This window comes from Paenibacillus solisilvae (assembly GCF_042656405.1).
Taxonomy (GTDB): Bacteria; Bacillota; Bacilli; order Paenibacillales; family Paenibacillaceae; genus Paenibacillus_Z; species Paenibacillus_Z solisilvae.
Window position 1 is genome coordinate 1 of sequence record NZ_JBHSOW010000079.1, and the last position, 22,613, is coordinate 22,613.

At 46.9% G+C, this 22,613-nt stretch carries 24 protein-coding genes and 1 other RNA gene; 9 read left to right on the forward strand and 16 right to left on the reverse strand.

The features are described from left to right. Positions 1-72: 72 nt before the first annotated feature. From ACFPYJ_RS20690 to ACFPYJ_RS20700, 3 genes are all read right to left on the reverse strand, one after another. Positions 73-1,908 carry a peptidoglycan D,D-transpeptidase FtsI family protein gene (locus ACFPYJ_RS20690; RefSeq protein WP_379190114.1) on the reverse strand — a complete coding sequence of 612 codons (1,836 nt, stop codon included), beginning with the start codon at positions 1,906-1,908 and terminating at the stop codon, positions 73-75. Positions 1,909-1,998: 90 nt separating this feature from the next. Then, the gene (locus ACFPYJ_RS20695; RefSeq protein ID WP_379190115.1) at positions 1,999-2,940 is read right to left on the reverse strand and encodes a LysR family transcriptional regulator; all 942 of its coding nucleotides are present in this window, start codon (positions 2,938-2,940) and stop codon (positions 1,999-2,001) included. Positions 2,941-2,972: 32 nt separating this feature from the next. Continuing rightward, a complete protein-coding gene (locus ACFPYJ_RS20700; protein WP_379190116.1) occupies positions 2,973-3,587 on the reverse strand; it encodes a rhomboid family intramembrane serine protease in 615 nt (204 codons plus the stop codon). 96 nt (positions 3,588-3,683) lie between these two features. On the opposite strand from ACFPYJ_RS20700, the gene tpx reads away from it, so the two are divergent. Next, positions 3,684-4,202 carry a thiol peroxidase gene (gene tpx / locus ACFPYJ_RS20705; RefSeq protein ID WP_379190118.1) on the forward strand — a complete coding sequence of 173 codons (519 nt, stop codon included), beginning with the start codon at positions 3,684-3,686 and terminating at the stop codon, positions 4,200-4,202. Between the two features lie 85 nt (positions 4,203-4,287). On the opposite strand, the gene ACFPYJ_RS20710 is transcribed toward tpx, so the two are convergent. The 4 genes from ACFPYJ_RS20710 to cshA form a co-directional block, all read right to left on the reverse strand. After that, a complete protein-coding gene (locus ACFPYJ_RS20710) occupies positions 4,288-4,680 on the reverse strand; it encodes a DUF1499 domain-containing protein (RefSeq protein ID WP_379190119.1) in 393 nt (130 codons plus the stop codon). 192 nt (positions 4,681-4,872) lie between these two features. Continuing rightward, positions 4,873-5,055: non-coding RNA, 6S RNA (ssrS, locus tag ACFPYJ_RS20715), on the reverse strand. A gap of 48 nt (positions 5,056-5,103) precedes the next feature. Then, positions 5,104-5,898 carry a YesL family protein gene (locus ACFPYJ_RS20720; RefSeq protein ID WP_379190121.1) on the reverse strand — a complete coding sequence of 265 codons (795 nt, stop codon included), beginning with the start codon at positions 5,896-5,898 and terminating at the stop codon, positions 5,104-5,106. A 290-nt stretch (positions 5,899-6,188) separates the two neighbouring features. Continuing rightward, positions 6,189-7,757: a degradosome RNA helicase CshA gene (gene cshA, locus ACFPYJ_RS20725; protein ID WP_379190122.1), complete on the reverse strand. Its 1,569-nt coding sequence runs from the start codon at positions 7,755-7,757 to the stop codon at positions 6,189-6,191. Positions 7,758-7,897: 140 nt separating this feature from the next. On the opposite strand from cshA, the gene ACFPYJ_RS20730 reads away from it, so the two are divergent. The 3 genes from ACFPYJ_RS20730 to ACFPYJ_RS20740 all read left to right on the forward strand — a co-directional run bounded on the left by ACFPYJ_RS20730 (position 7,898) and on the right by ACFPYJ_RS20740 (position 10,639). Next, the gene (locus ACFPYJ_RS20730; RefSeq protein ID WP_379190170.1) at positions 7,898-8,716 is read left to right on the forward strand and encodes a YitT family protein; all 819 of its coding nucleotides are present in this window, start codon (positions 7,898-7,900) and stop codon (positions 8,714-8,716) included. A 164-nt stretch (positions 8,717-8,880) separates the two neighbouring features. Then, complete coding sequence (locus ACFPYJ_RS20735) at positions 8,881-9,075, forward strand: hypothetical protein (RefSeq protein WP_379190123.1); 195 nt, start codon at positions 8,881-8,883, stop codon at positions 9,073-9,075. 328 nt (positions 9,076-9,403) lie between these two features. Beyond that, entirely contained in the window at positions 9,404-10,639 is a 1,236-nt protein-coding gene (locus ACFPYJ_RS20740) for a putative glycoside hydrolase (protein ID WP_379190124.1), read from the forward strand. Positions 10,640-10,726: 87 nt separating this feature from the next. Here the strand turns inward: ACFPYJ_RS20740 and ACFPYJ_RS20745 are convergent, their stop codons facing one another. The 4 genes from ACFPYJ_RS20745 to ACFPYJ_RS20760 form a co-directional block, all read right to left on the reverse strand. Further along, a complete protein-coding gene (locus tag ACFPYJ_RS20745) occupies positions 10,727-10,930 on the reverse strand; it encodes a DUF3906 family protein (RefSeq protein WP_379190125.1) in 204 nt (67 codons plus the stop codon). A gap of 97 nt (positions 10,931-11,027) precedes the next feature. After that, positions 11,028-11,996, reverse strand: coding sequence for a 6-phosphofructokinase (gene pfkA / locus ACFPYJ_RS20750; RefSeq protein ID WP_379190126.1), 969 nt, complete (start codon positions 11,994-11,996; stop codon positions 11,028-11,030). A 32-nt stretch (positions 11,997-12,028) separates the two neighbouring features. Continuing rightward, positions 12,029-13,108, reverse strand: a complete 1,080-nt coding sequence (locus ACFPYJ_RS20755) for a tetraprenyl-beta-curcumene synthase family protein (RefSeq protein WP_379190127.1) — start codon at positions 13,106-13,108, stop codon at positions 12,029-12,031. Positions 13,109-13,139: 31 nt separating this feature from the next. Next, a complete protein-coding gene (locus ACFPYJ_RS20760) occupies positions 13,140-13,454 on the reverse strand; it encodes a hypothetical protein (protein WP_379190128.1) in 315 nt (104 codons plus the stop codon). 115 nt (positions 13,455-13,569) lie between these two features. Between ACFPYJ_RS20760 and ACFPYJ_RS20765 the strand changes: the two genes are divergently transcribed. After that, entirely contained in the window at positions 13,570-14,898 is a 1,329-nt protein-coding gene (locus ACFPYJ_RS20765) for a multi antimicrobial extrusion protein MatE (RefSeq protein WP_379190129.1), read from the forward strand. Positions 14,899-14,907: 9 nt separating this feature from the next. Next, entirely contained in the window at positions 14,908-16,122 is a 1,215-nt protein-coding gene (locus ACFPYJ_RS20770; protein ID WP_379190130.1) for an MFS transporter, read from the forward strand. Between the two features lie 89 nt (positions 16,123-16,211). Here the strand turns inward: ACFPYJ_RS20770 and ACFPYJ_RS20775 are convergent, their stop codons facing one another. The 3 genes from ACFPYJ_RS20775 to ACFPYJ_RS20785 all read right to left on the reverse strand — a co-directional run bounded on the left by ACFPYJ_RS20775 (position 16,212) and on the right by ACFPYJ_RS20785 (position 18,103). Next, positions 16,212-16,940 (reverse strand): YebC/PmpR family DNA-binding transcriptional regulator, encoded by a 729-nt coding sequence (locus ACFPYJ_RS20775; protein WP_379190131.1) that lies wholly within the window; start codon positions 16,938-16,940, stop codon positions 16,212-16,214. A 184-nt stretch (positions 16,941-17,124) separates the two neighbouring features. Then, a complete protein-coding gene (locus ACFPYJ_RS20780; protein WP_090981718.1) occupies positions 17,125-17,322 on the reverse strand; it encodes a cold shock domain-containing protein in 198 nt (65 codons plus the stop codon). A 79-nt stretch (positions 17,323-17,401) separates the two neighbouring features. Beyond that, entirely contained in the window at positions 17,402-18,103 is a 702-nt protein-coding gene (locus ACFPYJ_RS20785) for a class I SAM-dependent methyltransferase (protein ID WP_379190133.1), read from the reverse strand. 177 nt (positions 18,104-18,280) lie between these two features. Between ACFPYJ_RS20785 and ACFPYJ_RS20790 the strand changes: the two genes are divergently transcribed. From ACFPYJ_RS20790 to pepF, 3 genes are all read left to right on the forward strand, one after another. Beyond that, on the forward strand, positions 18,281-18,514 hold the full coding sequence (locus ACFPYJ_RS20790; RefSeq protein ID WP_379190134.1) for a hypothetical protein: 234 nt from the start codon (positions 18,281-18,283) through the stop codon (positions 18,512-18,514). Positions 18,515-18,601: 87 nt separating this feature from the next. Continuing rightward, positions 18,602-18,781: a hypothetical protein gene (locus tag ACFPYJ_RS20795; protein WP_379190135.1), complete on the forward strand. Its 180-nt coding sequence runs from the start codon at positions 18,602-18,604 to the stop codon at positions 18,779-18,781. Positions 18,782-18,955: 174 nt separating this feature from the next. After that, on the forward strand, positions 18,956-20,746 hold the full coding sequence (gene pepF, locus ACFPYJ_RS20800; RefSeq protein ID WP_379190136.1) for an oligoendopeptidase F: 1,791 nt from the start codon (positions 18,956-18,958) through the stop codon (positions 20,744-20,746). Positions 20,747-20,932: 186 nt separating this feature from the next. Here pepF and ssuE read toward each other — a convergent pair whose 3' ends face one another. After that, positions 20,933-21,496 carry an NADPH-dependent FMN reductase gene (gene ssuE / locus ACFPYJ_RS20805; protein WP_379190137.1) on the reverse strand — a complete coding sequence of 188 codons (564 nt, stop codon included), beginning with the start codon at positions 21,494-21,496 and terminating at the stop codon, positions 20,933-20,935. Positions 21,497-21,730: 234 nt separating this feature from the next. Further along, positions 21,731-22,612: an ABC transporter ATP-binding protein gene (locus ACFPYJ_RS20810; protein ID WP_379190139.1), complete on the reverse strand. Its 882-nt coding sequence runs from the start codon at positions 22,610-22,612 to the stop codon at positions 21,731-21,733. Between the last annotated feature and the right edge of the window lies 1 nt (position 22,613).

Here is a 22,613-nt window from a genome sequence, read left to right on the forward strand (position 1 = left end):
TGGTCATTTTTTAAGAAAGTGGACTGTCCTTTGGTGTGAATTTACATGCTTTTGGGACAGCCCCTTTTTGATCTATTTTCTGTGTTGTGCAGGCTCAGAATCAGCCAGTAAATCCATAATCCCCCGAAAAACAGCGGTGGCTTGATTAGCAGAATGAGTTGAACGATTTTCAGACAGTACCGTTACCACATAACGAGGCGCCTTTACAGGTCCATACCCCGTAAACCATTGATTATTACGTGCCTGCCCAGCCAGAAGCGTTTCTGCTGTGCCTGACTTGCCTGCAACTGCCCACTTTCCTTCATATATAGATCTCCCCGTCCCTGCCGTAACGACAGCCTCCATGCCGCGTACAAGCGCCGCAGCCGTTGCCGGAGCAATCTGTCCATAAGGGGAAGGTGCATATTGCCGGGGTAAAGCGATCATCCGCTGCCCGTTTGCATAGCGAATCTCGCTGACAAGGCGAGGCTCTGCGACTCTTCCATCATGCAGCAGGGATACAACCAAATTAGCCGCTTGCAGGGGAGATAATCGAACGTCACGCTGTCCAATGCCTGTCTGCGCCAACAGGCCTCCGTCTCTTGATCTCGGACTGCCAACGAACAGCTGTCCTGCTTCTTCATCCCCAATCAGCCGGAGCGGCTTCCCAAGCGGTGCCAGCGCTTCTTCAGTACTCCAGCCTATCTTGCGGCCTATGCCAAGCTGATCGGCTGTTCTCCTAAGCTGCTCGGTGGTCAGCCGCTCAGCAACCGCTGCAAACGTCACATTACACGAGTTCGCTAAAGCCTCTCGCAGCGTCAGCTTCCCATGTCCGCCCTGCTTCCAGCAGTGAAGTCCGTATCGGCCATACACGCCGTTACAGATGAAGGTCTCCTGTTCATCGGTCACCTTCGCTTCAAGAGCAGCCGCTTCCGTTATCAGTTTAAAGATTGAACCCGGAGTTGCGGCACGAATCGCATGATTAGCTACATCCGACCCTTCTGAATGAAGCGAATAAACCGCCAAATGCGGCCTTGACACCATCGCGACAATATCTCCGTTATGCGCATCGAGCACAACGACAGCACCTTCTTTTAGTCCCTGCTGATCCACATAAGCCTCAATTGCATTCTGTATAGATAGATCAAGCGTTGTCATCACTTTCAAAGGATAATAGGGATTATTCGGACTTGTCAGCCTCATATCCAAACCGTTTAATGGCTTATCCGAACCGTCGGTAAAATACGATACTGAGGTTGGACCAGTTCCATGAAGCAGCCGGTCCAAAGACTGCTCCAATCCGGCCCCGCCAATCAAATCCGTTACCGTCATTGTACGGGAGGAAAGTTCATGACGGAACTTCGTCCGCAGCAGCTCCGGATGCTGACTCAAGTAACCAATGACATGCTTGGGATCAAAAGAAGACGGATAGCGGTTTCGATACGGGAGCACTCGTACGCCGCTGAGATGGAGCTTACTTAATGCGCGTATTTGCTTATCGGAAAGCTTATGCGGCGAGCGCTCATCCTTGGCCTGCCAAAACGCAGGCTCCCTAAGCCCCCTCATCCACTCCTCAAGCGTCTTCTCGCTGCAGTTAAGTGCATGTGCCAGTCCAGCAAAATCAGCCGAATGCAGCCCTCTTGAGTGCGCCTGAAGAGGAAAGACTGCAAGTGCCTTGTACGTTTCTCCCGTAATGGATTCACCATTGCGATCCAGAAAGTCCCCCCGGCCCGAATCGAGAACGAGGCCGCGCTCGCGCTGCGCAACCGCCTCCCGTTTCCAATCTGCACTGCGAGCAGATGCCGGAGCTGCCGGTATCAATTGCAGCCAAGCAAGCCTGAACATCAGAAGCAGAATGATGAAGCTCATCGCAAGCAGAACGACAAAAACCCGCCGGTTCCTCTCCATCCGACGTTCTTTTGTACTCATCCGTTCCTCCTAAAGTCCTGTCCTTGTTGAATGCTGTTAGGGATTCTACAAGCAAAAACGATTTCGTAAGCATAACCTAGCTTACTCTCATTATCTCCCTGATTCGCTGCATTCAACCTTCGATTTTCCCTGCATCTTCCTCTGTTTGCAGCTGAAGAAATCGAGCAGGAACGATTGAAAAACCTTGGCAACCAGCGGCAGCTTCTCATTCGAACGGTAGATAAGTCCGATTGTGCGGGTTATGTGGGGGGAGCGTAATTTCACCTTTACCGGCTGAAGCGGCCCCGAGGCGTATAAAGCCATTTCCGGAAGTAAGCTGACCCCCATTCCAGCAGCTACTAACCCCCGAATGGTATCCGTCTCCTCCCCTTCAAATCCAATATTCGGCGTGAAGCCCGCTTCCCGGCAAGCATCCCATACAATAGGTCTGAGCGAATAGCCCGAACTAAATAAAACGAAGGTTTCTTCTTTAAGCTGGATCAAATCAATGGCTTTTTCACCTGCCAGAGGATGGTTAGGTGGCAGAATCGCGAATAACTCCTCCGTTAATACCGTCTCCCCTGTTACATGCTCATGCTGCTCCGGACAAGGGGAAACGAAAGCAAGATCAACGGTGCCTTTGACCACATCATGAATAAGTGACGGGTACATCCCCTGCTTAAACCGAAATCTTACATTGGGATGCAGCTTGCGGAATGCAGAAACCACCTCAGGTATAAGGGAAAATCCTAAGCTGTGCGGGAACCCGAGCCGAATCTCTCCCTTCTCTGGATCCAGAAACTCCTGTACCTCCAGGACAGAACGTTCCAAATCCGCTATAATCACTTCCGCACGCTTCAAAAACAGCGCCCCTACGGGAGTAAGCTGCAGATTCCGCCCCTTCTGAAGAAAGAGCTTGGCTCCAAGCTCCTCCTCGAGCTGATGAATCTGCCTGCTTACTGCGGATTGCGCCACATGCAGCTCTTCAGCCGCTTTCGTTACATGCTCTCTTTTGGCGACTTTGACGAAATAATACAGCTGACGAAGCTCCATAACATCCCCTTTTCCTCATACTCGAATAATGATCATCGATGTCGATTCTGTTTGCTGAACAAGTATCTGTCGTAACCATAACCGAAGACAAAACCTGCAAACAGTCCTCCAACATGCGCCCAAATCCCGATTCCCGGCACAAAGATGGAATAAATAAGTCCAAATATTAAAATCGTATAGACGGTTTTCCGTGAAGCATCATCCAGCGACTTCTTCATAACCGCCAAATACAGAAATGCCCCATAAATGCCATATATCGCACCGGATGCACCTGCTCCCATACTAACAGGCTCTGCCAAAGCGCTAAACAAATTACCAACGATGCCGCATAACAGATAGAACACTGCGTATCTTATATGCCCAAGCATCCGCTCAAGAGGCGGCGCGAAAATCAAAATAGCAAACATATTAAAGAACACGTGTTGAAAGTCCAAATGCAAAAACACAGCTGTGACATACCGCCATGGTTCTGAAAGTGAAAAATGATTTTGATCTGGTGAACTGAAAAATATTCCACGCTGAAGGAGAGCGTGATTACCGCTCAACAGATCGATAAAATAGATGAGAATATTGATCGCAATAATTCCCGCTGTCACCGGGTACATCCGCAAATAACCGCGAAAACTTTCATATCTTAAAAAAATCATAACATGCTCCTCTCAGATCGTAATTGGACAACGGCAATTCATTATGATTATAATAAATTTGTTATTGAATAATCCAATTTCAAGGAGGCAATTTACATGGCACAAGAACGTACTGGCGTCGCAACACTTAAAGGCAATCCTCTTACACTGATCGGACCTGAACTGAAGAAAGGTGATAAAGCACCTGATTTTCAATTAAACAAATCACTGGTTGATGTTGTTACTTTGAAAGATTTCGCAGGTAAAGTCAAATTGGTCAGCGTTGTACCATCCATCGACACTGGAGTATGCGATGCGCAAACTCGTCGTTTTAACGAAGAAGCCGGCAAACTGGGTGACAATGTTGTAGTATTAACAGTCAGCGTTGACCTTCCATTTGCACAAGCTCGCTGGTGCGGGGCTGCTGGAATTGATAAAGTTACCTTGCTATCCGACTACCGCAACAATAACTTCGGAGAAGCTTACGGCGTCCTTATTAAAGACCTTCATCTTGATTTCCGCTCCATCTTCGTTATTGACGAAAACGACACTATTCAATACGTAGAGATTCTTGGGGAAATGACCGAGCATCCTAACTACGAAGAAGCATTAAACGCTGTAAAAGCACTTGTATAGGCTATACATATCCCTACAGTCACAATAAGCCTGTGCATACAACAAAAGCGAGAAAAGGGACAACCTTTCCTCGCTTTTGTTTTGATTATGCCCCGCTCGTCTTATACTGAGCAAGCTTCTTATCAAGTGTTCGGTAAATATCAATGATGACCCGATAATTAGAACCTAGGTCCCCAAAAGATCCGCGTGAAGCGGAATAAATATCTACGGCTGATGTCACCGGGTTAACACTTATAACCGAAACCGTAATATCCATTGTACGTCCGCTCATCGTTTTTTTCTCAATCACGATTTCACCAACAGACGGCACCTCATGAAGAATTTTGTAGCCTTGCATCTTTTTCAGTGTGGAGACGACTTCTTCCCACGATCTTTCCCTTGATAGTTTGTAAAAATGGGATTTAAGCAATGGATCTTTCGCTTTATCGCCAGTCATCTCGTGACTGCGCAGCAACCCAATTAGGGTCCGCTTCAACAAAGGTAATCTCCCCCTCCAACTTCTATGTACACTAGGAAATATCATAACATAGTTTCAGGCATAAAAAAAAGGGGTTGCCCCCTTTTCAAAATATCAGATTGCATAAATTCTTGAATTCATCTCTGATATTTATCTAATAAGAAACACATAGCTTCGCCAGAGGACGTGTTAGCCGTTTCTTCTTTTGTTAAAAGTAAACCCGCCATGCCGTCCGACTTGCTTGTTTCTGAACCCGCTCTCGCAGGTGGGTGTCCGCAGAAACGTTTTTGAGGTCCCTTTTCGAGGGCATGTCAGCTGCGTTTCAATCTAGGTCTCCCGTAAAACAGCCATTGGTTCAAAACAAGTTATAAGCCGTAACGAACATCGCAGGATGTATAGTTATTATAGCCTCAATCAAAAGAAAAGTAAACGCGGACCAAAGAGCTATTTCTTGGCGCTGTGCCCTTCTTCTGTGAGGAATTCAATACCTTCATTATCTATCTTCTCCTGAAGCGCTTCAGCCTCAGCGGCGGCGGCTTTCTCAGCCTGCTGCTGCAGCTTCATATAGATCGCGTAGAAGTTCCAAAAGGCAATGGCTGCTACGATGCTTCCTGTAAAGAAAGGCACCAGGAACATCAGTTTAGCCGAGCTAAAGCTGATGTAAACGACAAATCCACACATGATTGCTGTCGAAAGCGAACGAAAAGGACGGCCGATTGTAAGCAGCAGAGCATTCTTCAGCAATTGGAACGTCTTCATTTGGTAATGAACAACCATGGAGAAGAAGTTGAAGAGCGATACCGCCAGCAGCGCCATTAAAGCGATGAACAAGTACGATATAAGCTGCAGAGACTCCAATTTAACTAAATAAACACGGAAGTCAACAATAAGAATGGTAAAAATAATCACATACAGAATACCGCCCACCATGCTTTGAACGTAACATTCTTTGTAGTTTCTGAAGAAAGTTCGCAGGAGCGGTGCATCAACCTCACCCATTACCCATTTGCGGGCAACAGAGAACAATGCTGCAGTAGCCGGAAATAGCGTAAACGGCGCGATAATACTCGATAGAATTAAACTGGTCATTAAAGCGTCACTTGATTGGGCTACGATAACGGGGAAAATAAGAAAGATATACGGTATCGAACATACTATCCACAGCAAGTTCGTTACAGATAACCGCATAATCCATTCCGAAATTTTGTAAAAACCACCCATTAAGCCTCTCATTTCCATGGTTGCCTTTCCTCCTAAGGTGTTTTCAAAGAAAACACGTCATCATAAGCGTTAGCTTGGCGATTCTTTAGAAAACGTCATCGAAAGCATGGTTAAAGCAAGCGATTACATATTTTCTTATACGTTCTACTATAATATAGGTTGGCCTAATAAGCCAACGCACATTTTCCAATCCATCGAGGAATTCTGTATAACCGCCTTCATCCCATTCGTTCATAATCGTTAAAAAACCGGGGCATCCCTATCCAGCCGATCACTCGGTTAAGGGATAGCCCCGGTTCTTCAATTAATTATTCGTTAGAAGATGGGCGCGGACGACGTGGTTCGCTGCGACCTTCAGTTCTAGGCTTGGAGTCACGGTCACGGTTGTAGCCGCCAGTGCTGCTTCCGCTAGCACTGCTGCGACCGCCGTAACCACCGCGGCTGCCGCTGTCGCTGCGTCCACGAGGGCCGCTGCTTCCAGGACGGTTGCCGCTTCCGAAATTGCCGCCGGAGAAACGACGACCGCTTGTACGAACATCAGGTTTGCGTTTCTTCGCACGAATCGGATCTTCCGGAGTCAATTCAATGTTTACGTCTTTCTTCTCACCAGTGATGAGTTTAATCGCTGATGCCAACAAATTAACGGAATCGTATTGATCAAGCAATTGAATGGCAATAGCTTTAAATTCATTAATGGCGTCATTCTCAACGAACTCGAGAATACGTTCAGCTGTTACACGTTGTTTGCCTTCAATCGCTTCCGCAATGCTAGGCAATGGTTTCTTAGCGATTTTTTGACGAGTAACCTTCTCGATGAAGTGCAGATGATCGATCTCACGAGGAGTAACAAACGACCACGCTGTACCTTCTTTACCTGCACGACCCGTACGACCGATACGATGTACATAGCTTTCCGGATCTTGAGGCAAGTCAAAGTTGATAACATGAGATACACCGGAAACGTCAAGACCACGGGCTGCAACATCAGTTGCAACTAAAACGTCAATGCTACCGTCACGGAATTTACGCATTACGTTATCACGTTGGTTCTGAGACAAATCACCATGCAATCCATCTGCAGAATAACCTCGTTTTTGAAGAGCTTCACTCAGCTCGTCAACACGACGCTTGGTACGGCCAAAGATGATTGCAAGTTCCGGAGATTCCATATCAAGCAAACGGCTGAGCGCATCAAACTTCTGACGTTCGTGAACCTCAATATACGCTTGGTCGATAAGTGGCGCGGTTACTTGTGTTGGAATAACAGACACATGCTCAGGGTTTTTCAAAAATTGCTGTGCCAATCTTTGAATGTTCGGAGGCATTGTTGCCGAGAACAGCATCGTGTGACGGTTTTCCGGTACGAGCTTGAGGATTGAAGTGATATCCTCCATGAAGCCCATGTCCAGCATTTCATCCGCTTCGTCCAATACAACCGTTTGGACATCGTCGAGACGAATCGTTTTGCGGTTGATATGATCCAGCAAACGTCCAGGTGTTCCGATGATGATTTGCGGTTTCTTTTTCAAAGCGCGAATTTGTCTTCCGATCTCTTGTCCGCCGTAAATTGGCAGTGAACGTAAACCTTTGTAACGGGTAAGCTTTCCGATTTCTTCCGAAACTTGAATAGCAAGCTCGCGGGTCGGGGTCATGATCAATGCAACGATACGCTCTTCGGTTACCGGAATCTTGTTAACAAGAGGTATTCCGAAGGCAGCCGTTTTGCCCGTTCCCGTCTGAGCTTGACCAATTAGATCGGTACCGGTCAGCGCAATAGGAATGGCTTTTGATTGGATTGGAGTGGATTCTTCAAATCCTAGCTCCGTGATGGCTTGTAAAACCTTGGGTTCCAAGCCGAATTCAGCAAATGTTTTCAAACTTTTTCAATCTCCTTCTATCTGCATCCTACAGAAAATATACAGTTCATTATAGCACAGTTACCTTCGCGAATACCAGCAAGTCTAAATAAGGCATACTAAGATCTACCTAAAACTGGTATGAGGTGACTATTTTGAAGATGACTCGAACTGCCATTTCTATGCTTTTGAGTGCCCTGCTTATAGCCTTTGGCTTCAACCAATTGCTCATTCCCCATCAAATGATAAGCGGCGGTGTCTCGGGTATCACAATGATTCTTGGTTATGCGACAGGCTTAAACATTGGCTGGCTTTATTTTATTCTAAACGTACCTATCTTAGTCTGGGGATGGCGGGTTCTCGGTGTGCGTTTTGTTGGATGGAGTATGTTTTCTGTTATCATCACGACGATTGCAATGCAGCTGATACCAGTCAGACCCTTAGTATCTGATCTCACACTCGGCGCTGTCTTCGGTGGGGTAGTTGTCGGATTCGGCAGCGGACTATCCCTGCGCGAAGGCTCCTCTACAGGTGGATTCGATATTGTAGCAACCATTCTGACTCGCAAATATAATCTGTCTGTAGGCATGCTGATCTTTGTTATGAACGGTACGGTTATTGCAGCTCTCGGCTTCCTGACCCGGAATTGGGATATCGCTCTTTACTCCCTTCTTTCTATATTTACGGCTGGTAAAATTATTGATCTCATTCATGTTCAGCAAGTCAAAATCACAGCATTTATTGTAACCAGTGAAGCAGAGCCCCTTCGCCTAGCTCTCCTGCCGCTTCACAGAGGGATTACGGTCATCCGCACACGAGGCGGTTACACCGATACGGAATATGACATGTTAATGACGGTCACGACCCGGTTCGAACTTAACCAGCTGCGCAAAATCATCGCATCGATTGATCCCAAAGCATTCGTCAACATTGTAGAAACGGTAGGAATCATGGGCGATTTCCGGCAGCCTACCCACTAAGACTTTAGAAAAGAGGAAAATGATATATCAGGCATCCGCAAACATGGATTTTTCTGGTTACCCCTAGTTTTTTCAGCGGCTACTGCTATAATATAACTATCCCGTGGTTATTGTTTCATGCCATACGTTTTTGCCCTCCATTACGATGAAAGGGTGATGCTTCGATGGATATGGAAACGGTTAGACTGTCGCGGATTGTAGAAAAGCTGGCGCCGGAGCTAGTGCCTTTCCTCACGGAGCACGAACTGAATTTGAACATTGTGCTGCGGGATGGACTGGCCTTACTGGAACCGGAGGACGCGATGGAGATTGTTCAGCACAGTATTTGCGAGCATCAAAGAAAAATGCTTCTGCAATAATGACAAGAAGAAACGGCTAGCGCCGCCCGTTGGCGAAGCTGTCAGTTTCTTCCCTTAGAAATATCAGAATAGGATGCGTTTTTAAACTATCTGATATTATGAAATTGCTGTCCTCTTCAATCGAGGACCGGAAAGCATATTCAACTGCTTTCTGGCAGCAGTTGGAACGAGAACAATATCCGTTCTCGTTCTTTTTTTGTCTGTTCAGCAGCATCCGTTTTTTGCGTCACAATCGTCCAAGCTCGTTTAATATCCTACAAAATACCTCTGTGCCAGAGCTTAAAACTGCTTTATAATTTGACGTACAGAGCTGATGGGAGAGAACAAAATGGACGCTATTATTTCTACGATTTTATTTCTTTTTCACGTCTTGACAGGCGGTGTCCAAACTGCCGGCGCCGGTCATGAGAGTGCCGCCACGCAGCGGCTTCTTTCGACCGTCTTAACGGTATCAGCTGCACAGCAATCAGGTACGAACAAACCTGGTTCCTCAGCTACCGATCCAACTGCCCCTGGAGCAGCGCCACAACCTGGCGGAAGCGGAGCTGAATTTGTCAAACATGATCCGCAGCCGGACGCACCTAAGGTAAAAGGCATTTATGTCACCGCTCATAGTGCCGGCGGTTCTAGAATGAATACGCTCCTGAAGCTCTTGGATGAAACCGCTTTAAACAGCATGGTCATCGATCTGAAAGACGATACCGGTTACATAACTTACCCGACTCAAAATCCTGATTTGCTCAAGTTAGGTAAACCGCAGAAGTATATTCGGGATATGAATGCGCTTATGGAGCAGCTCAAGAAACATCAAGTTTATCCTATAGGCCGGATAGTTGTTTTTAAAGATACGATGCTTGCCCGCAGCCACCCGGAGTTCTCCTTCCGCCATAAGGACGGCAGCGTATGGAAGAATGGTAAAGGAGACAGCTTCGTAAACCCATATATGAAGGAAGTATGGGATTACAACATTGCAATGGCCAAGGAAGCTGCAAAGCTCGGCTTTAAGGAGATCCAGTTTGACTATGTCCGGTTCCCGGAAGGCTTCGAGAAGAAAGCGGATTCACTGGTTTTTAACAAAACAAAGGATTCGCGGGTGGATACGATAGCCAGCTTCGTCAAATATGCCAAAACCCAGCTGGAGCCTCTTGGCGTTAGGGTATCGGTTGATATATTCGGATATGCCGCATCCGTCCCCGCTGCCGAAGGCATTGGCCAGGACTTCGTTAAAATATCAAAGAACGTCGATGTTATTTCTCCAATGGTTTATCCAAGTCACTACAGCACGGGTTGGTTCGGCGTTAAAGATCCGGATAAAAACCCATATGCCACAATTAAAGGCTCCATGGTGGATACCCATAAGAAGCTTGACCCGATCGGATCATTCAAGCCTATTATACGGCCATGGATTCAGGATTTCACGGCAAGCTGGCTCGGCAAAGGACATTATATCCCTTACACCAAGACAGAGGTTAACGCACAAATTAAAGCGCTCAAGGATACAAACGTAGAGGAATATCTGCTTTGGAATGCAGGCAACAAATACTCTCCTGGCACTAATTACTAATTTATTGATAATAATAAAGCCCTTCATTGCTGATGCGGATGACAGATCCGGGCAGCACTGAAGGGCTTTTAAATATAAACCAATAGATTATTGTTGAGGGATAAAATAGCCTGCGCCAGCCTCTGTCCGCTTCTTCTCTACAATCGCGGCCGATGTAATCACCGGCGATTTGATGTAATGCCGGGCAACATGACTCTCGACTACAGAGAAAGCCTTCTCATCGGTTTCGGCAAGAATGATAAGATGTGCCGAGGTCGATTCCATTTCGATTTCGATTTTATATAGGAACATGATTGATTTTCCTCCTGATTCATACCATAATCAAAGCCTTACAGGGACTCAAGCAAGCACTGACTTCTTGTGTCCTTATAAGGCTTTTTTCATTCTATTATTGGGATAAGCGCAGTGCCAGGTTGTACAGATCCATATTGAAAGGTTTCTTCGTATTCACAACCTTATCGATATCCGTCGTGACAAGCTCGCCGCGGACGATGCCGCAGCCTTTGCCTGATTCACCGTCCATCAGCTTGCGTACCGCAAAATCGCCAAGCTGGCTGGCAAGAATCCGGTCATTATGAGTCGGTGAGCCACCGCGCTGAATGTGACCGAGTACGGTAACCCGCGGCTCCATGCCGCAGCGCTGCGTGATTCCTCTGCCGATTTCCTCACCAGTGCTGGCTCCTTCAGCAACGACGATAATACTGTGGCGTTTGCCCGAAGCGAAATTCTCCTTCATTCGATTGGCAACTTGATCAATGTCGAACGGGACCTCAGGTACAATGATCGTTTCGGCGCCGCTTGCAAGTCCTGCATATAAGGCGATATCTCCGCAATGCCGGCCCATAACTTCTACAATTGAAGAGCGTTCATGAGAAGTCATTGTATCACGAAGCTTATTAATGGCGTCAACAACGATACTGACCGATGTATCAAAGCCAATTGTGTAATCTGTGAAAGGGATGTCATTGTCAATCGTGCCGGGAAGTCCCATCGTCTTGATACCAAGCTTGCACAGCTTGTTGGCACCTTGATAAGAGCCGTCTCCGCCAATAACAACAAGACCGTCGATTCCGCGTTCCTTCAGGACCTCGGCACCTTTTTGCTGGCCTTCCGGAGTCATGAACTCTTTACAGCGAGCTGTTTGCAGAATAGTGCCTCCGCGCTGGATGATATCACCAACACTCCGCAAGTCCATTTGACGCAGATCATTGTTGATCAAGCCTTGGTAACCCCGTTGTACACCGTAAACCTCGAGCCCGTGATAGAGTGCGCTTCTTACAACCGCGCGAACCGCTGCGTTCATCCCCTGCGAATCTCCGCCACTTGTTAATACGGCAATCGATTTAACTGCTGACATTCCCATCCACTCCTCTAATATCTCTTTATCATCTATCGGTTAGCTTTGCTGTTTCGAATGAGGACACTATTCCCCCAGAAGAACAGCCGTGTGAGCGGGCTTTTTTTCATTAGCCGTTTGGAAACCCGCTTGACATCCTCCTGGCCTCTCACCTTCGGATCAGATAAGTAAAGCGCGAGCAGCCCTTCGATGACCATTCGATGGAACCGCGGGGCAGGTAACGCCAATACATCCTGCCTTGCATTCTCTACGATATCGCCGATTCTTTCTACCAGCTTCATCTGATCCTCATAATAGTTGCAGAAGTTTAAATCACCGCCGATACGGTCCTCTTCTTGATCAATTAAATAGTCCAACAGGATATGAAGACCGCATACATGCGGAAAATAAGCATCTCGAACCCCTCTGGCCACTGCTTCTGTTACTCCTTCTTCGGCGGCAACAAGAAACAGCAAAAACATGGCTAATGTTGAACCCGTTGCTGCAGCGAACTCATTCCAATGCAGCCTGGGCGTCAGCCCACGGTGCTTGTCCCACCAAGCAAGCAGCTCTGTTTCTCTTTTATCCTTCTTAATATGCTTGTATACCTGCAAATCGCCATACAAGCCTACAAGCTGAGTCACGAACGGCTGAACGCTGGAATAAGAAGGAAGTTTTCTTATACAGGCTTGGCAAGTTTGAACAAGTTCATGCAAATAACCACCGTCGTCCCGTTCATTGCGCAGAGCGTAATAATCGCGCAAAGGTGCCTGAGGATCGACCGCATCAAGCATCGACTGATGAAGCAGCCGGAAGTCATCCGGATCCAATGAGGTGCTTCGGTCACACAGGTTGTCCAAATAATCACTAATGGTCTGCAGCGCAACGATGAGCGGAATCAGAATATGCCGCTGATCTAATTTGGCTGCTGCATATACACCGCCGCCTTGACAATGGAACTTCTTGCCGTCCATGCTCGCAATAGCTTGTGTCCGGAGCTCGTCATCAGGTATACACAGAGCAATGGCCCTTAGCCGGTTAAGCTCTGCATTTACTTCTGGCAGTACATATTTATAAACCCGTATCATTAAACGAATGGGCGACTGTGGAATATGGCGAGTTGATAACTTCATAGTAAGTAGGCGCCCTCCTTGACCAATTCCGTTAGGAATGGCGCCGCGATTCAATCTCTTGATTGATGCGGTACCAAATATGTAAATCATTGATTTGGCTTGCGAGTTCAGCAATATCCGAATTGATAATACAGGAGGTCTCAAAATCTTCCTCCTCATTCAATTCAGCCTGCTTTAAGTTGATTAGCCGCTCTAAAGCAAAGATTCGGTCGGGGATCGAGCCGCGGATGATTTCCCATTGTGTAACAATGAACGTTTGCTCTTCTTCTCTGAACATTTCCCAGCTGCGATCCAGTTCAGGAATCGGTATGCCAAGACGCTCGTTCCATATGAAATATTGATTCACAATCAAAAACCTCCATGCATTAATGTACCATTTCAGAGAGTACAAATCCAGCGCGAAAACATGTTCGCCATATGATATACTGAGGTTTATAGTCACGACATGAGGAGATCATCTGATGATTCAACAGCCCGGCTCCATCTCGATGGGACAGCTATGGCGGTTTTTTTTACCGCTTGGCATTTCTGCAACTCTTGTTACAATATCACATGTTATTATTAACAGCACTCTATCGCGGGCAGAGAATCCCGAGAACATCATAGCAAGCTATGCAATCGCTATGAGTTTGTTGATTATTACAGAACGGCCTGCCGTTCTCCTAAGGCAAACCAGCTCCGCTCTTGTACGGGACAGGCGATCCTTCCGGGCGATGCTTGTTGTCGGTCAAACGGTATTCGCGGCTATCATGATGCTCGGCTTCCTTATCTGCTATACTCCACTGGGCAGCTTTATCTTCAGCGGCTTATTCGGCGCGGAGCAATCACTCATTCCGGATATCGTCGATGTCTATCAGGTGCTCATGTTCGTCAGCTTATTCTCCGGCATCCGCTGCATTTATCAGGGCGTTATCATTTATAATCTGCATACCAAGTGGCTGACCATCGGGATGTCCGTGCGGCTCATCGGCATGTATGCCGTATCGCTATTCTTCCTGCACAGCGGCATCACCAGCGGAGCAGTCGGCGCAGTCATTTTTCTGATTGGCATGATGATTGAAGCTGCTGTCAGCTATCTGGAAGGACGTTCTCTCGTGAAGCAAATGCCAGATGAGAGTCCCGAATATTCCATAAAAACGGGCAGACACGTTTTCTCTTTTTACCGTCCTATGCTGATTTCCACTCTAGTGACCGTGTGGATTGGACCCTCCATTAATGCACTGCTTGGCAAAACGAGCGACGCAGCCTTATCCATTGCTTCATTTGCCCTTGCAGCCAGCCTGATTCAGCTGGTTGTCAGTTTCTTCAGCTACTTTCACCAGATCGTTCTAAATTTCTATAAAATCGATCGTGCTGCCGTGCGCCGCTTCACCATGCTGTTCGGATTTATTCCCGCCATTTTACTTTGTCTTCTTGCATTTACTCCAATAGGCGCTTACTTAATCGGGCACATCATGGGTGTTAAGGGACGCTTGTACTCTGAAACGATTCGCGCGCTCAGACCGTTCGTTTTATTCGCACTTGCAATGCCTTGGCTGGATGCCTTAAACGGGATCATTATGGTTCGCGGCCATACCCGGGTCATGCTCGGTTCACAATCGGCAAATTTAGTGTTCACCGTATCCACAATGCTCATCTTCGTCTTGCTGACGCCAGGCTGGAACGGAATGATCGGGGCCTGGGCACAGTCGATCGGACTTACGGCAGAATGTGTATTCGTCGCTTACGCCGTACAGCGCGGCAGCCGGAAAAACCGCATTATTGCTGGAAAGGTAATGGATATGGAGTGACAACACAGCATGAGTATACCGAGTTCTTCAGCAGCACCTGAAATGACGAGTTCTTCTGTAACATCTGCACAAGCAGAATCGGCCCGGAGCGAAGTATTCGCTCTAAGGTCGTTCAGCTTCACCTCTTATATGACAATGGCGATGATCGTCTCTTACTTTCCGCTGTTTTTCTTAGACCGGGGATACTCAGCCTCGCAGATCGGTATCATTTATTCGACTGGACCGTTTATCTCCATCTTTGCGAATCTGATGTTCGGAGCAGTCAGTGACAAATACCGGACCATCAAGAAAATCATGACCCTGCTCTTGTTCGGCCAGCTCGTTATGATATCATTGCTGTTCACTACAGATACCTTCTTCACCGTCTGCATCATCATGCTTGCATTCTATTTCTTCCAAACCCCTGTCAATCCGCTTAGTGACAGTTTAATCCTGCTGTCCAGCCAATTTACAGGCACGCCTTATGCATTGATACGTATCTTTGGCTCACTGGGCTTTGCATTCACCGCTTTTACTATGGGACAGCTGCTTAAGTTTACCGGCACATCCGCTACTCTAGCTCTGACACTTGGCACGGTCGGATTAACTTGTTTACTTACGCTGAGACTTAAAGATTATCAGGGCTCTATGCGTAAAATCGAGTTTTCCGGATTCTATAAGCTTATTCGCAAGCCGAGCATCGTCTCTTTCTTCGCCATCGTACTTATTGTTTCGATTTCCCACCGCATGTACGAAGGCTTCTTGGCCGTCACTATGCGCCAAATGGGAGCAAGCGACTCATTAGTCGGTATCGCTTGGCTGTTCTCGGCATGCAGTGAAATTCCAGTTCTCTTCTTTCTTGGAAAATACGGTCATAAATTTAAGGAATTGCCTCTGCTTGCTATAGCCAGCTTGATGTATGCAGTCCGGTTCTGGCTGATCAGTGAAGTCGAATCACCCCTTATGGTCATCCCGATTCAGGCGATGCACAGCATTTCTTTCGGTATCTATTTCTCCACTGCATTGCGCTATTTATCCTCCATCATTCCTGATGAATACCGGGCATCCGGCCAAGCCGTTTATGCAGTCGTATTCAGCGGCTTCGCCGGTCTAATAAGCGGCACAATTGGCGGGTCCGTCTATGAGCATTTTGGCAGATCAACCTTCTTCCATCTGGCAATGGCACTTGCGCTAATCGCTTCTGCCTGCTTCTTGGTGAAGCATTTGTTCAATCGCAACGGATAAGACGTTCTGGGGCAGCGAAGATACAGTCAAAAACAGCCTTGCTTCACTCCGGGTACCGGAAGAAGCAAGGCTGTTTGCTTGGCAAATCATTATTCATCTTCGCCTTCGATTTCAAAGTTAACGTAAACGTCCTGCACATCTTCGTTATCCTCGAAAGCATCCATCATTTTTTGCAGCTTCTCGGCATTCTCGCCATCCGATTTGATTGTGTTCTGCGGAAGCCACTGTACTCCAGCGGTTAAGAAGGTGTAGTTCTCCTTCTCAAGGCCGTTCTTCACCTGCTCAAATTCATGCGGATGCGTAAGAACCTCAAAGCTGTCTTCATTAACGATGACATCCTCGGCTCCATACTCAAGCGCCTGCATCATCATGGTATCCTCATCGGTGTCAAATTCTTCACGATCAATAACGAGAAGACCTTTGTGATCGAACATATAAGCCACACAGCCGCTCTCACCCATGTTGCCGCCGCGTTTATTAAAAATCGAACGGACATCAGCAGCTGTACGGTTCCGGTTATCGGTTAAACAGCGTACCATAATCGCTGTTCCGCCCGGTCCATAGCCTTCATACATGATTTCCTCATACTCAACGCTGTCCGAAGCTCCGGCCGCTTTCTTAATGGCACGCTCGATATTATCGCTCGGCATCTGCACTGCGCGTGCGGCAGAAATAGCCGTTTTCAAAGCAAAGTTAGACTCCGGATTCGGTCCTCCCTTGCGGGCATGTACATAAATTTCACGCGCTAATTTAACAAATTTATTATTTTTAGCCTGATCGGCCTTACCTTTACGATCTTTAAAAAGCTTAAACTTCATGACGACCTCTCCCCTTCGTTAAATTCCAATAAACAGTTTATCATCATGCGGCCCCCTCGGTCAAAGCTAATACGGGCTATATTTCATAAAAAAACCCGACAATGAATTGTCGGGTAAATTTGTAAGCATGATTGCATCTATATGTTAAAAAATAAGTGGATTACGTTATATGAGAAAATGATGCCTACAGCTTCGTTACATTAGCAGCTTGAGGTCCGCGATTACCTTGCGTAATATCAAATTCAACCGACTGACCTTCGTCCAATGATTTGAAGCCTTCGCCTTGGATCGCAGAATAGTGAACGAACACATCTTCTCCGTTCTCAACTTGGATAAAGCCATAGCCTTTCTCTGCGTTAAACCATTTAACAGTTCCTTTCAAATTGAACAACCTCCTAGAATGAACACCGATTAAACCGGTGACTGCTCCTATTATACACTAGAGATGTGTCCATATTCAATCAAATATGAATAATTATTCCCAATTCAGACCTTGGAATAAAGGGCAGCTTGGACTTGAAAAAGCCCGTCGTTCCGCCATTCTTCTCGATATCTTGAATCAGTCGGTCTAAAAAGCGGTATGGCTCCCACTGAAGAGACATAATGGGATAAATTCGGATACAGCCGCCCGGCTTACAAACGCGCATCATCTCGATTATAGCTGCCAGGTGAAAGCTGTAATCGAACTGCTCCTCGTACAGAAACAAAAAGTGACTGCAAAGAATCAGTGAGAATTGCCCGTCTGCAACCGGCAGTCTCGGAAGACTTCCAGCCTGATATCGAAGATTACGCTCTTCTTCATTCCTGAAGTGGGCGGAGAATCTGGTTAATGAAGCTTCCCGGCCAGCCCTGTGTTTGATCAAATCACCATAATAGGATAAATCTAATTGATCAGCCAACTTCTCAAGCTTGCTTGTTGAAACTGCAATTTCTGCTTCAGCATCGCAAATGAGCTGATCGGGCTCCATGGCATAACGGGGATCAATTGCGAAAGCCTCAAGCCCGCGGATCGCAGCATCTGCCGTGAAGGATGACGCTCCGGCAGCAATATCCAAGATATAACCAGCTGAGAGCTCATGTTCCTGCAAATCGAACATGCGTACATATTCTTCAAAACTCCTGCAAGTCACCGCAACTCCTGTTTGCTCATAACCTTGTTTCATGGACTCATCTCTCCTCTGCTCTTCTCGACTAGAAACCCATCTGCATCGTCCCGAATTCCACTATTGAAATCCGCAGACGAAGGATTTACATATTCTAACATACGAATGATTTGATTTCTACCCCGTATTATGGCTATGATTGAAGGATATAAGCTTAAAGCTGAAGGGATGATTGTAATGTTTAAAAAAGTACAAATTTATAAAACGGACAAGTATAACATGCTGAATGTTGAGGTTCAGGGTAAAACCCTTATCGTGAGAGAGATCTCTGATCAATGGGGCGAGGAATGCCATACCTTCGTCAGCCGTCCTGAAATGCTTCATTGGGCGCAAAACCGCTTTAAGCCAGAAGAGTTCGCCGGCCGTGAGGAAGAACGCGAAGCGATATTCGAAGCCTTCCGTTCTGTCTGAATAATGCAGAAGGAAAAATCATCCTGCATATCGAACATATCCATATGCGGGTATGCATAGGTTGTGCGGAGGGGAGCTCATACGAAAGTGGATACGACAGCTACGATTATTTTCATCATCGCTGCTTTTTCTTTAGGCATCATTGTTATTATGCAGCGGAATAACATGCCCGCAAGCATGCGCAGAGGCGTCGCTTTGGCGGCTATCGCGTTTATTGCTTTTGCTTTTTTCCTGATTGTTTATAGTTTAGCAACAATGGGTTCATAACGAGGCGCCTTGCGGGCTACACTAGGGGCAAACGATTGCTGGAGAGTGAGCATAATGAAATGGCTTCCCCTCGTATTGTCTCTAACCCTGCTGCCTATTACCGGTGCGTCCTACCGCACTGTCCCAGGTCCCGCAGCCTCACCATCTACATACCACCAATCGAGGAGGATTCCGATGAATCAAGTACCGAAACGTTCCGAAACAGCACCTGAACACCGCTGGAAGCTCTCAGACTTGTTTGAGGATCAAGCCGCATGGGATAAAGAATACGCTGAAGCCAAAAAGCAGATGAAAGAAGTGGCGGCATTCGAAGGAAAGCTTGCCGATCCAAATCAGCTGAAGGCTTGCTTCGAGCTTGAGGACGAGCTTTCCCTCCACGTGGAACGACTCTATGTTTACGCCAACATGAAGCATCATGAAGATACGGCCGAGTCTGAATTTATGGCTCTTTCGGATAAGTCCAAGAAGCTAAGCGTCGAAACCGGCGAAGCGCTCTCCTTCATTACTCCTGAAGTGCTCAGCTTGACTGATGAAGAGTTAGAAGCATTCATTAATAATCAAGAGCTTGCTAAATTCCGCCATACACTGGAGGAAATGCGCCGTCAGAAAGCACATATTTTGTCCAAGGGTGAAGAAGCCCTGCTCGCTCAAGTCGGCAACATCAGCCAGGCACCTGGAACGATCTTCAGCCTGCTTAACAATGCTGACCTTAAATTCCCTAAAGTAAAGGACGAGAAAGGCGAAGAGATTGAACTGACCCAAGGCAGATACATACAGTTCCTCGAAAGCAAGGATCGTGAAGTCCGAAAAGCCGCCTTTACCGCGATGTACGAGACCTACGGCAAGCTGAAAAACACGATTGCTGCAACTCTCAGCGCGAATGTCACAAAGAATGTTTTCTATGCAAATGCTCGTAAATATCCTTCTACCCTTGAAATGTCACTCTACGGAGATAATATTCCGAAGGACGTCTATGTGAACTTGATTAATACCATTCACAACTATTTGCCGCTCATGCATCGTTATATGGAGCTTCGCAAGAAGCTGCTTAAGGTTGATGAGCTGCATATGTACGATCTTTTCGCTCCGTTGGTTGATGAATTTAAGATGGATATTACATTTGATCAAGCCAAAGCGACAATCAGCGAGAGCTTGAAGCCGCTTGGTGAAGATTACTTAAACGTCCTCCAGCAGGGCTTCACGGACGGATGGATCGATACCTATGAGAATGAAGGAAAACGCAGCGGTGCATACAGCTGGGGAGCCTTCGGTACACATCCATATGTACTGCTGAACCATAAAGATAACTTGAACAGCATGTTTACATTGACACATGAGATGGGCCACGCCCTCCACTCGTACTATTCCGACGGCAATCAAGATTACCGTGATGCACAGTATACGATTTTCTTAGCTGAAGTCGCTTCTACTCTCAATGAAGCCCTTCTAATGGATTACATGCTCAAGAAATCGACGGATCCGAAGGAGAAAATGTATCTGCTAACCTACTATGCGGATCAGTTCCGGACGACGGTATTCCGACAAACGATGTTTGCTGAGTTTGAGAAAATTATTCATGAGCAAGCAGAACAAGGTGTCTCGCTTACTCCGCAGGAACTAAGCAAAATCTACTATGACCTGAACAAGCATTATTACGGGGAAGGCATGGTTATTGATAAAGACATCGAAATGGAATGGGCGCGCATTCCGCATTTCTATACAAGTTTCTACGTGTACAAATATGCGACAGGCTTCTCGGCAGCAACAAGCTTCTCGAAGCAAATTCTAGAAGAAGGCGCACCGGCTGTTGAACGATACCTGGGCTTCCTGAAGAGCGGTGGAAGTGATTATTCCATCAACATCCTCAAAAAAGCCGGGGTCGATATGTCCACTCCTGAGCCAATCGAGCAAGCCATGAGCGTGTTCGAGGAATTGATCAGCCAAATGGAGCAGCTGACAAAATAATAAGCGATATAAAAACAGCGAATCCTGCGAGAGCGGATTCGCTGTTTTTGTTTCATAGATAATCTCCGTGTGTATGAACTCCTCCAGCAACCTTCTAATAGCTATAGCGAAGTATTTGCTCATAATCTAAGCACACTTTACTAATGCAGCACGCTGACACTTACTGCCTTCGTGGACAATGCGGTTTTACGTTGCAGGCTGCGGCTCTACATGAGGCACAAACAAGGAAGTCGCTTCCACGAAGCCGGCTACAGCAGCATTAAGCCGTTGAACAAGCTCTTCTTCAAGTAGAAACGACCCGTCATCGGACTTCTGAATCTGAGTATCTACGGTGTAAACGCCGGCCGTAATATGCCGTGAATATAAAGCAGATAATACGGGCTTCAGTGCGTAGTCAATCGCAAGCAAATGCGCAATTGTGCCTCCGATAAATAATGGAAGCACTACCTTGCCTTCCAATCCCTTTTGTGGAAGCAAATCTAAATAGGTTTTGAGCACCCCCGTATAAGCTGCTTTGTACACCGGACTTGCAATAACTACGGCATCAGCTTCCGCAACAATATTGTTCGCTTCTACGATCGCCGGGCTGTCAAAACGAGCGAGAATCAAATCTTCTGCAGGCAGCGCTGCGACATGAAGCAGATTCACAGTCCACCCAAGGGACGCAAGCCTCCCTTCCACATGATTCAGAATACCGTTTAAGCGCGAAATTGGATTGGGGCTCCCTGATATAATAACTACTTTCGGCATAACATGATCACTCTCCATTTGCATGAAATATTAATAAAAAGGAGATCCCCATTCAGCCCCCCCTTATCAGGGAGGTGCAGATACGGGAATCTCCGGTTGACCGGTAGATTCAATAAGAAAATTATTACTTCTATGCTGTCATTATACATTCATTAATCCACCCTGTAAACTATGAATTAAAAGAGCAGAAAACCCGCTGAACCAAATTGGCTTAGCGGCTTTCCGCATGCTCGTTTATTTATCCGGCGGGTAAAGAATAATTCGGCCTTCTTCCATCTCGACACGAACCTTGTTCTTTTCCTTGAATTCATCAGCCTGCAGGTATGAAGAAGGAATCTGCAGCCTTCCAGCCTTATCAATTACCGCATACTCGACGTGGCTTTCCTCATGTGTGAATACTTCACCGTTCGACAGGGCAGCCAGTTCTTCCGCATACGATGTCCGTCTAATAATTTCGGAGGATGTCTTGCCATCGCGAATCGCGACGACACGATCCACCTTACGGGCAAGCAGCGGATCATGAGTTACGATAACAATCGTAATGCCCATCTTCCGATTCAGCTCTCGAAACAAATCGAGAATTTGATTGGACATCTTCGTATCCAGTGAACCTGTCGGTTCATCCGCGAGCAGCAGCTTCGGTTCATTCGAAAGTGCAATCGCTATCGCTACCCGCTGCTGTTCCCCTCCCGAGAGCTCGCTCAGCCTATTCTTGATGCGGTGGCTTAACCCAACCGCATCTAGAAGTTCCAGGGCGCGAAGGCGTTTACGCCGCCCTTTCAGCAGGATAGGCAGCTCCACATTCTCGAGCGCCGTCAAATAAGGAATGAGATTGCGCGCATTGTTTTGCCAGACGAAGCCAACCGTCTCCCGCTTATATTTCACAAGATCCCGTTCATTAAACTTCAGCAAATCCTTATTATCGACAAGCAGCTGACCTGCGGAGGGCCGATCAAGCCCTCCTAGCATGTTAAGCAGCGTCGACTTCCCGCTTCCGCTGTTTCCGATGATCGCCATCAGTTCTCCAGCTTCAACATGGAGATCAAGTCCCTGCAGCGCGACGACTTCAAGGTCGTCGGTCTTATAAATTTTGACAAGTCCGTCGCAATGAATCATC

What these genes read in the sequence shown, in the direction of transcription:
- ACFPYJ_RS20690 (WP_379190114.1), bottom strand. Translation starts at nt 1,908, where the DNA reads ATGAGTACAAAAGAACGTCGGATGGAGAGGAACCGGCGGGTTTTTGTC.
- ACFPYJ_RS20695 (WP_379190115.1), bottom strand. Translation starts at nt 2,940, where the DNA reads ATGGAGCTTCGTCAGCTGTATTATTTCGTCAAAGTCGCCAAAAGAGAG.
- ACFPYJ_RS20700 (WP_379190116.1), bottom strand. Translation starts at nt 3,587, where the DNA reads ATGATTTTTTTAAGATATGAAAGTTTTCGCGGTTATTTGCGGATGTAC.
- tpx (WP_379190118.1), top strand. Translation starts at nt 3,684, where the DNA reads ATGGCACAAGAACGTACTGGCGTCGCAACACTTAAAGGCAATCCTCTT.
- ACFPYJ_RS20720 (WP_379190121.1), bottom strand. Translation starts at nt 5,898, where the DNA reads ATGGAAATGAGAGGCTTAATGGGTGGTTTTTACAAAATTTCGGAATGG.
- ACFPYJ_RS20730 (WP_379190170.1), top strand. Translation starts at nt 7,898, where the DNA reads ATGACTCGAACTGCCATTTCTATGCTTTTGAGTGCCCTGCTTATAGCC.
- ACFPYJ_RS20735 (WP_379190123.1), top strand. Translation starts at nt 8,881, where the DNA reads ATGGATATGGAAACGGTTAGACTGTCGCGGATTGTAGAAAAGCTGGCG.
- ACFPYJ_RS20740 (WP_379190124.1), top strand. Translation starts at nt 9,404, where the DNA reads ATGGACGCTATTATTTCTACGATTTTATTTCTTTTTCACGTCTTGACA.
- ACFPYJ_RS20745 (WP_379190125.1), bottom strand. Translation starts at nt 10,930, where the DNA reads ATGTTCCTATATAAAATCGAAATCGAAATGGAATCGACCTCGGCACAT.
- pfkA (WP_379190126.1), bottom strand. Translation starts at nt 11,996, where the DNA reads ATGTCAGCAGTTAAATCGATTGCCGTATTAACAAGTGGCGGAGATTCG.
- ACFPYJ_RS20755 (WP_379190127.1), bottom strand. Translation starts at nt 13,108, where the DNA reads ATGAAGTTATCAACTCGCCATATTCCACAGTCGCCCATTCGTTTAATG.
- ACFPYJ_RS20765 (WP_379190129.1), top strand. Translation starts at nt 13,570, where the DNA reads ATGATTCAACAGCCCGGCTCCATCTCGATGGGACAGCTATGGCGGTTT.
- ACFPYJ_RS20770 (WP_379190130.1), top strand. Translation starts at nt 14,908, where the DNA reads ATGAGTATACCGAGTTCTTCAGCAGCACCTGAAATGACGAGTTCTTCT.
- ACFPYJ_RS20775 (WP_379190131.1), bottom strand. Translation starts at nt 16,940, where the DNA reads ATGAAGTTTAAGCTTTTTAAAGATCGTAAAGGTAAGGCCGATCAGGCT.
- ACFPYJ_RS20785 (WP_379190133.1), bottom strand. Translation starts at nt 18,103, where the DNA reads ATGAAACAAGGTTATGAGCAAACAGGAGTTGCGGTGACTTGCAGGAGT.
- ACFPYJ_RS20790 (WP_379190134.1), top strand. Translation starts at nt 18,281, where the DNA reads ATGTTTAAAAAAGTACAAATTTATAAAACGGACAAGTATAACATGCTG.
- pepF (WP_379190136.1), top strand. Translation starts at nt 18,956, where the DNA reads ATGAATCAAGTACCGAAACGTTCCGAAACAGCACCTGAACACCGCTGG.
- ssuE (WP_379190137.1), bottom strand. Translation starts at nt 21,496, where the DNA reads ATGCCGAAAGTAGTTATTATATCAGGGAGCCCCAATCCAATTTCGCGC.
- ACFPYJ_RS20810 (WP_379190139.1), bottom strand. Translation starts at nt 22,612, where the DNA reads ATGATTCATTGCGACGGACTTGTCAAAATTTATAAGACCGACGACCTT.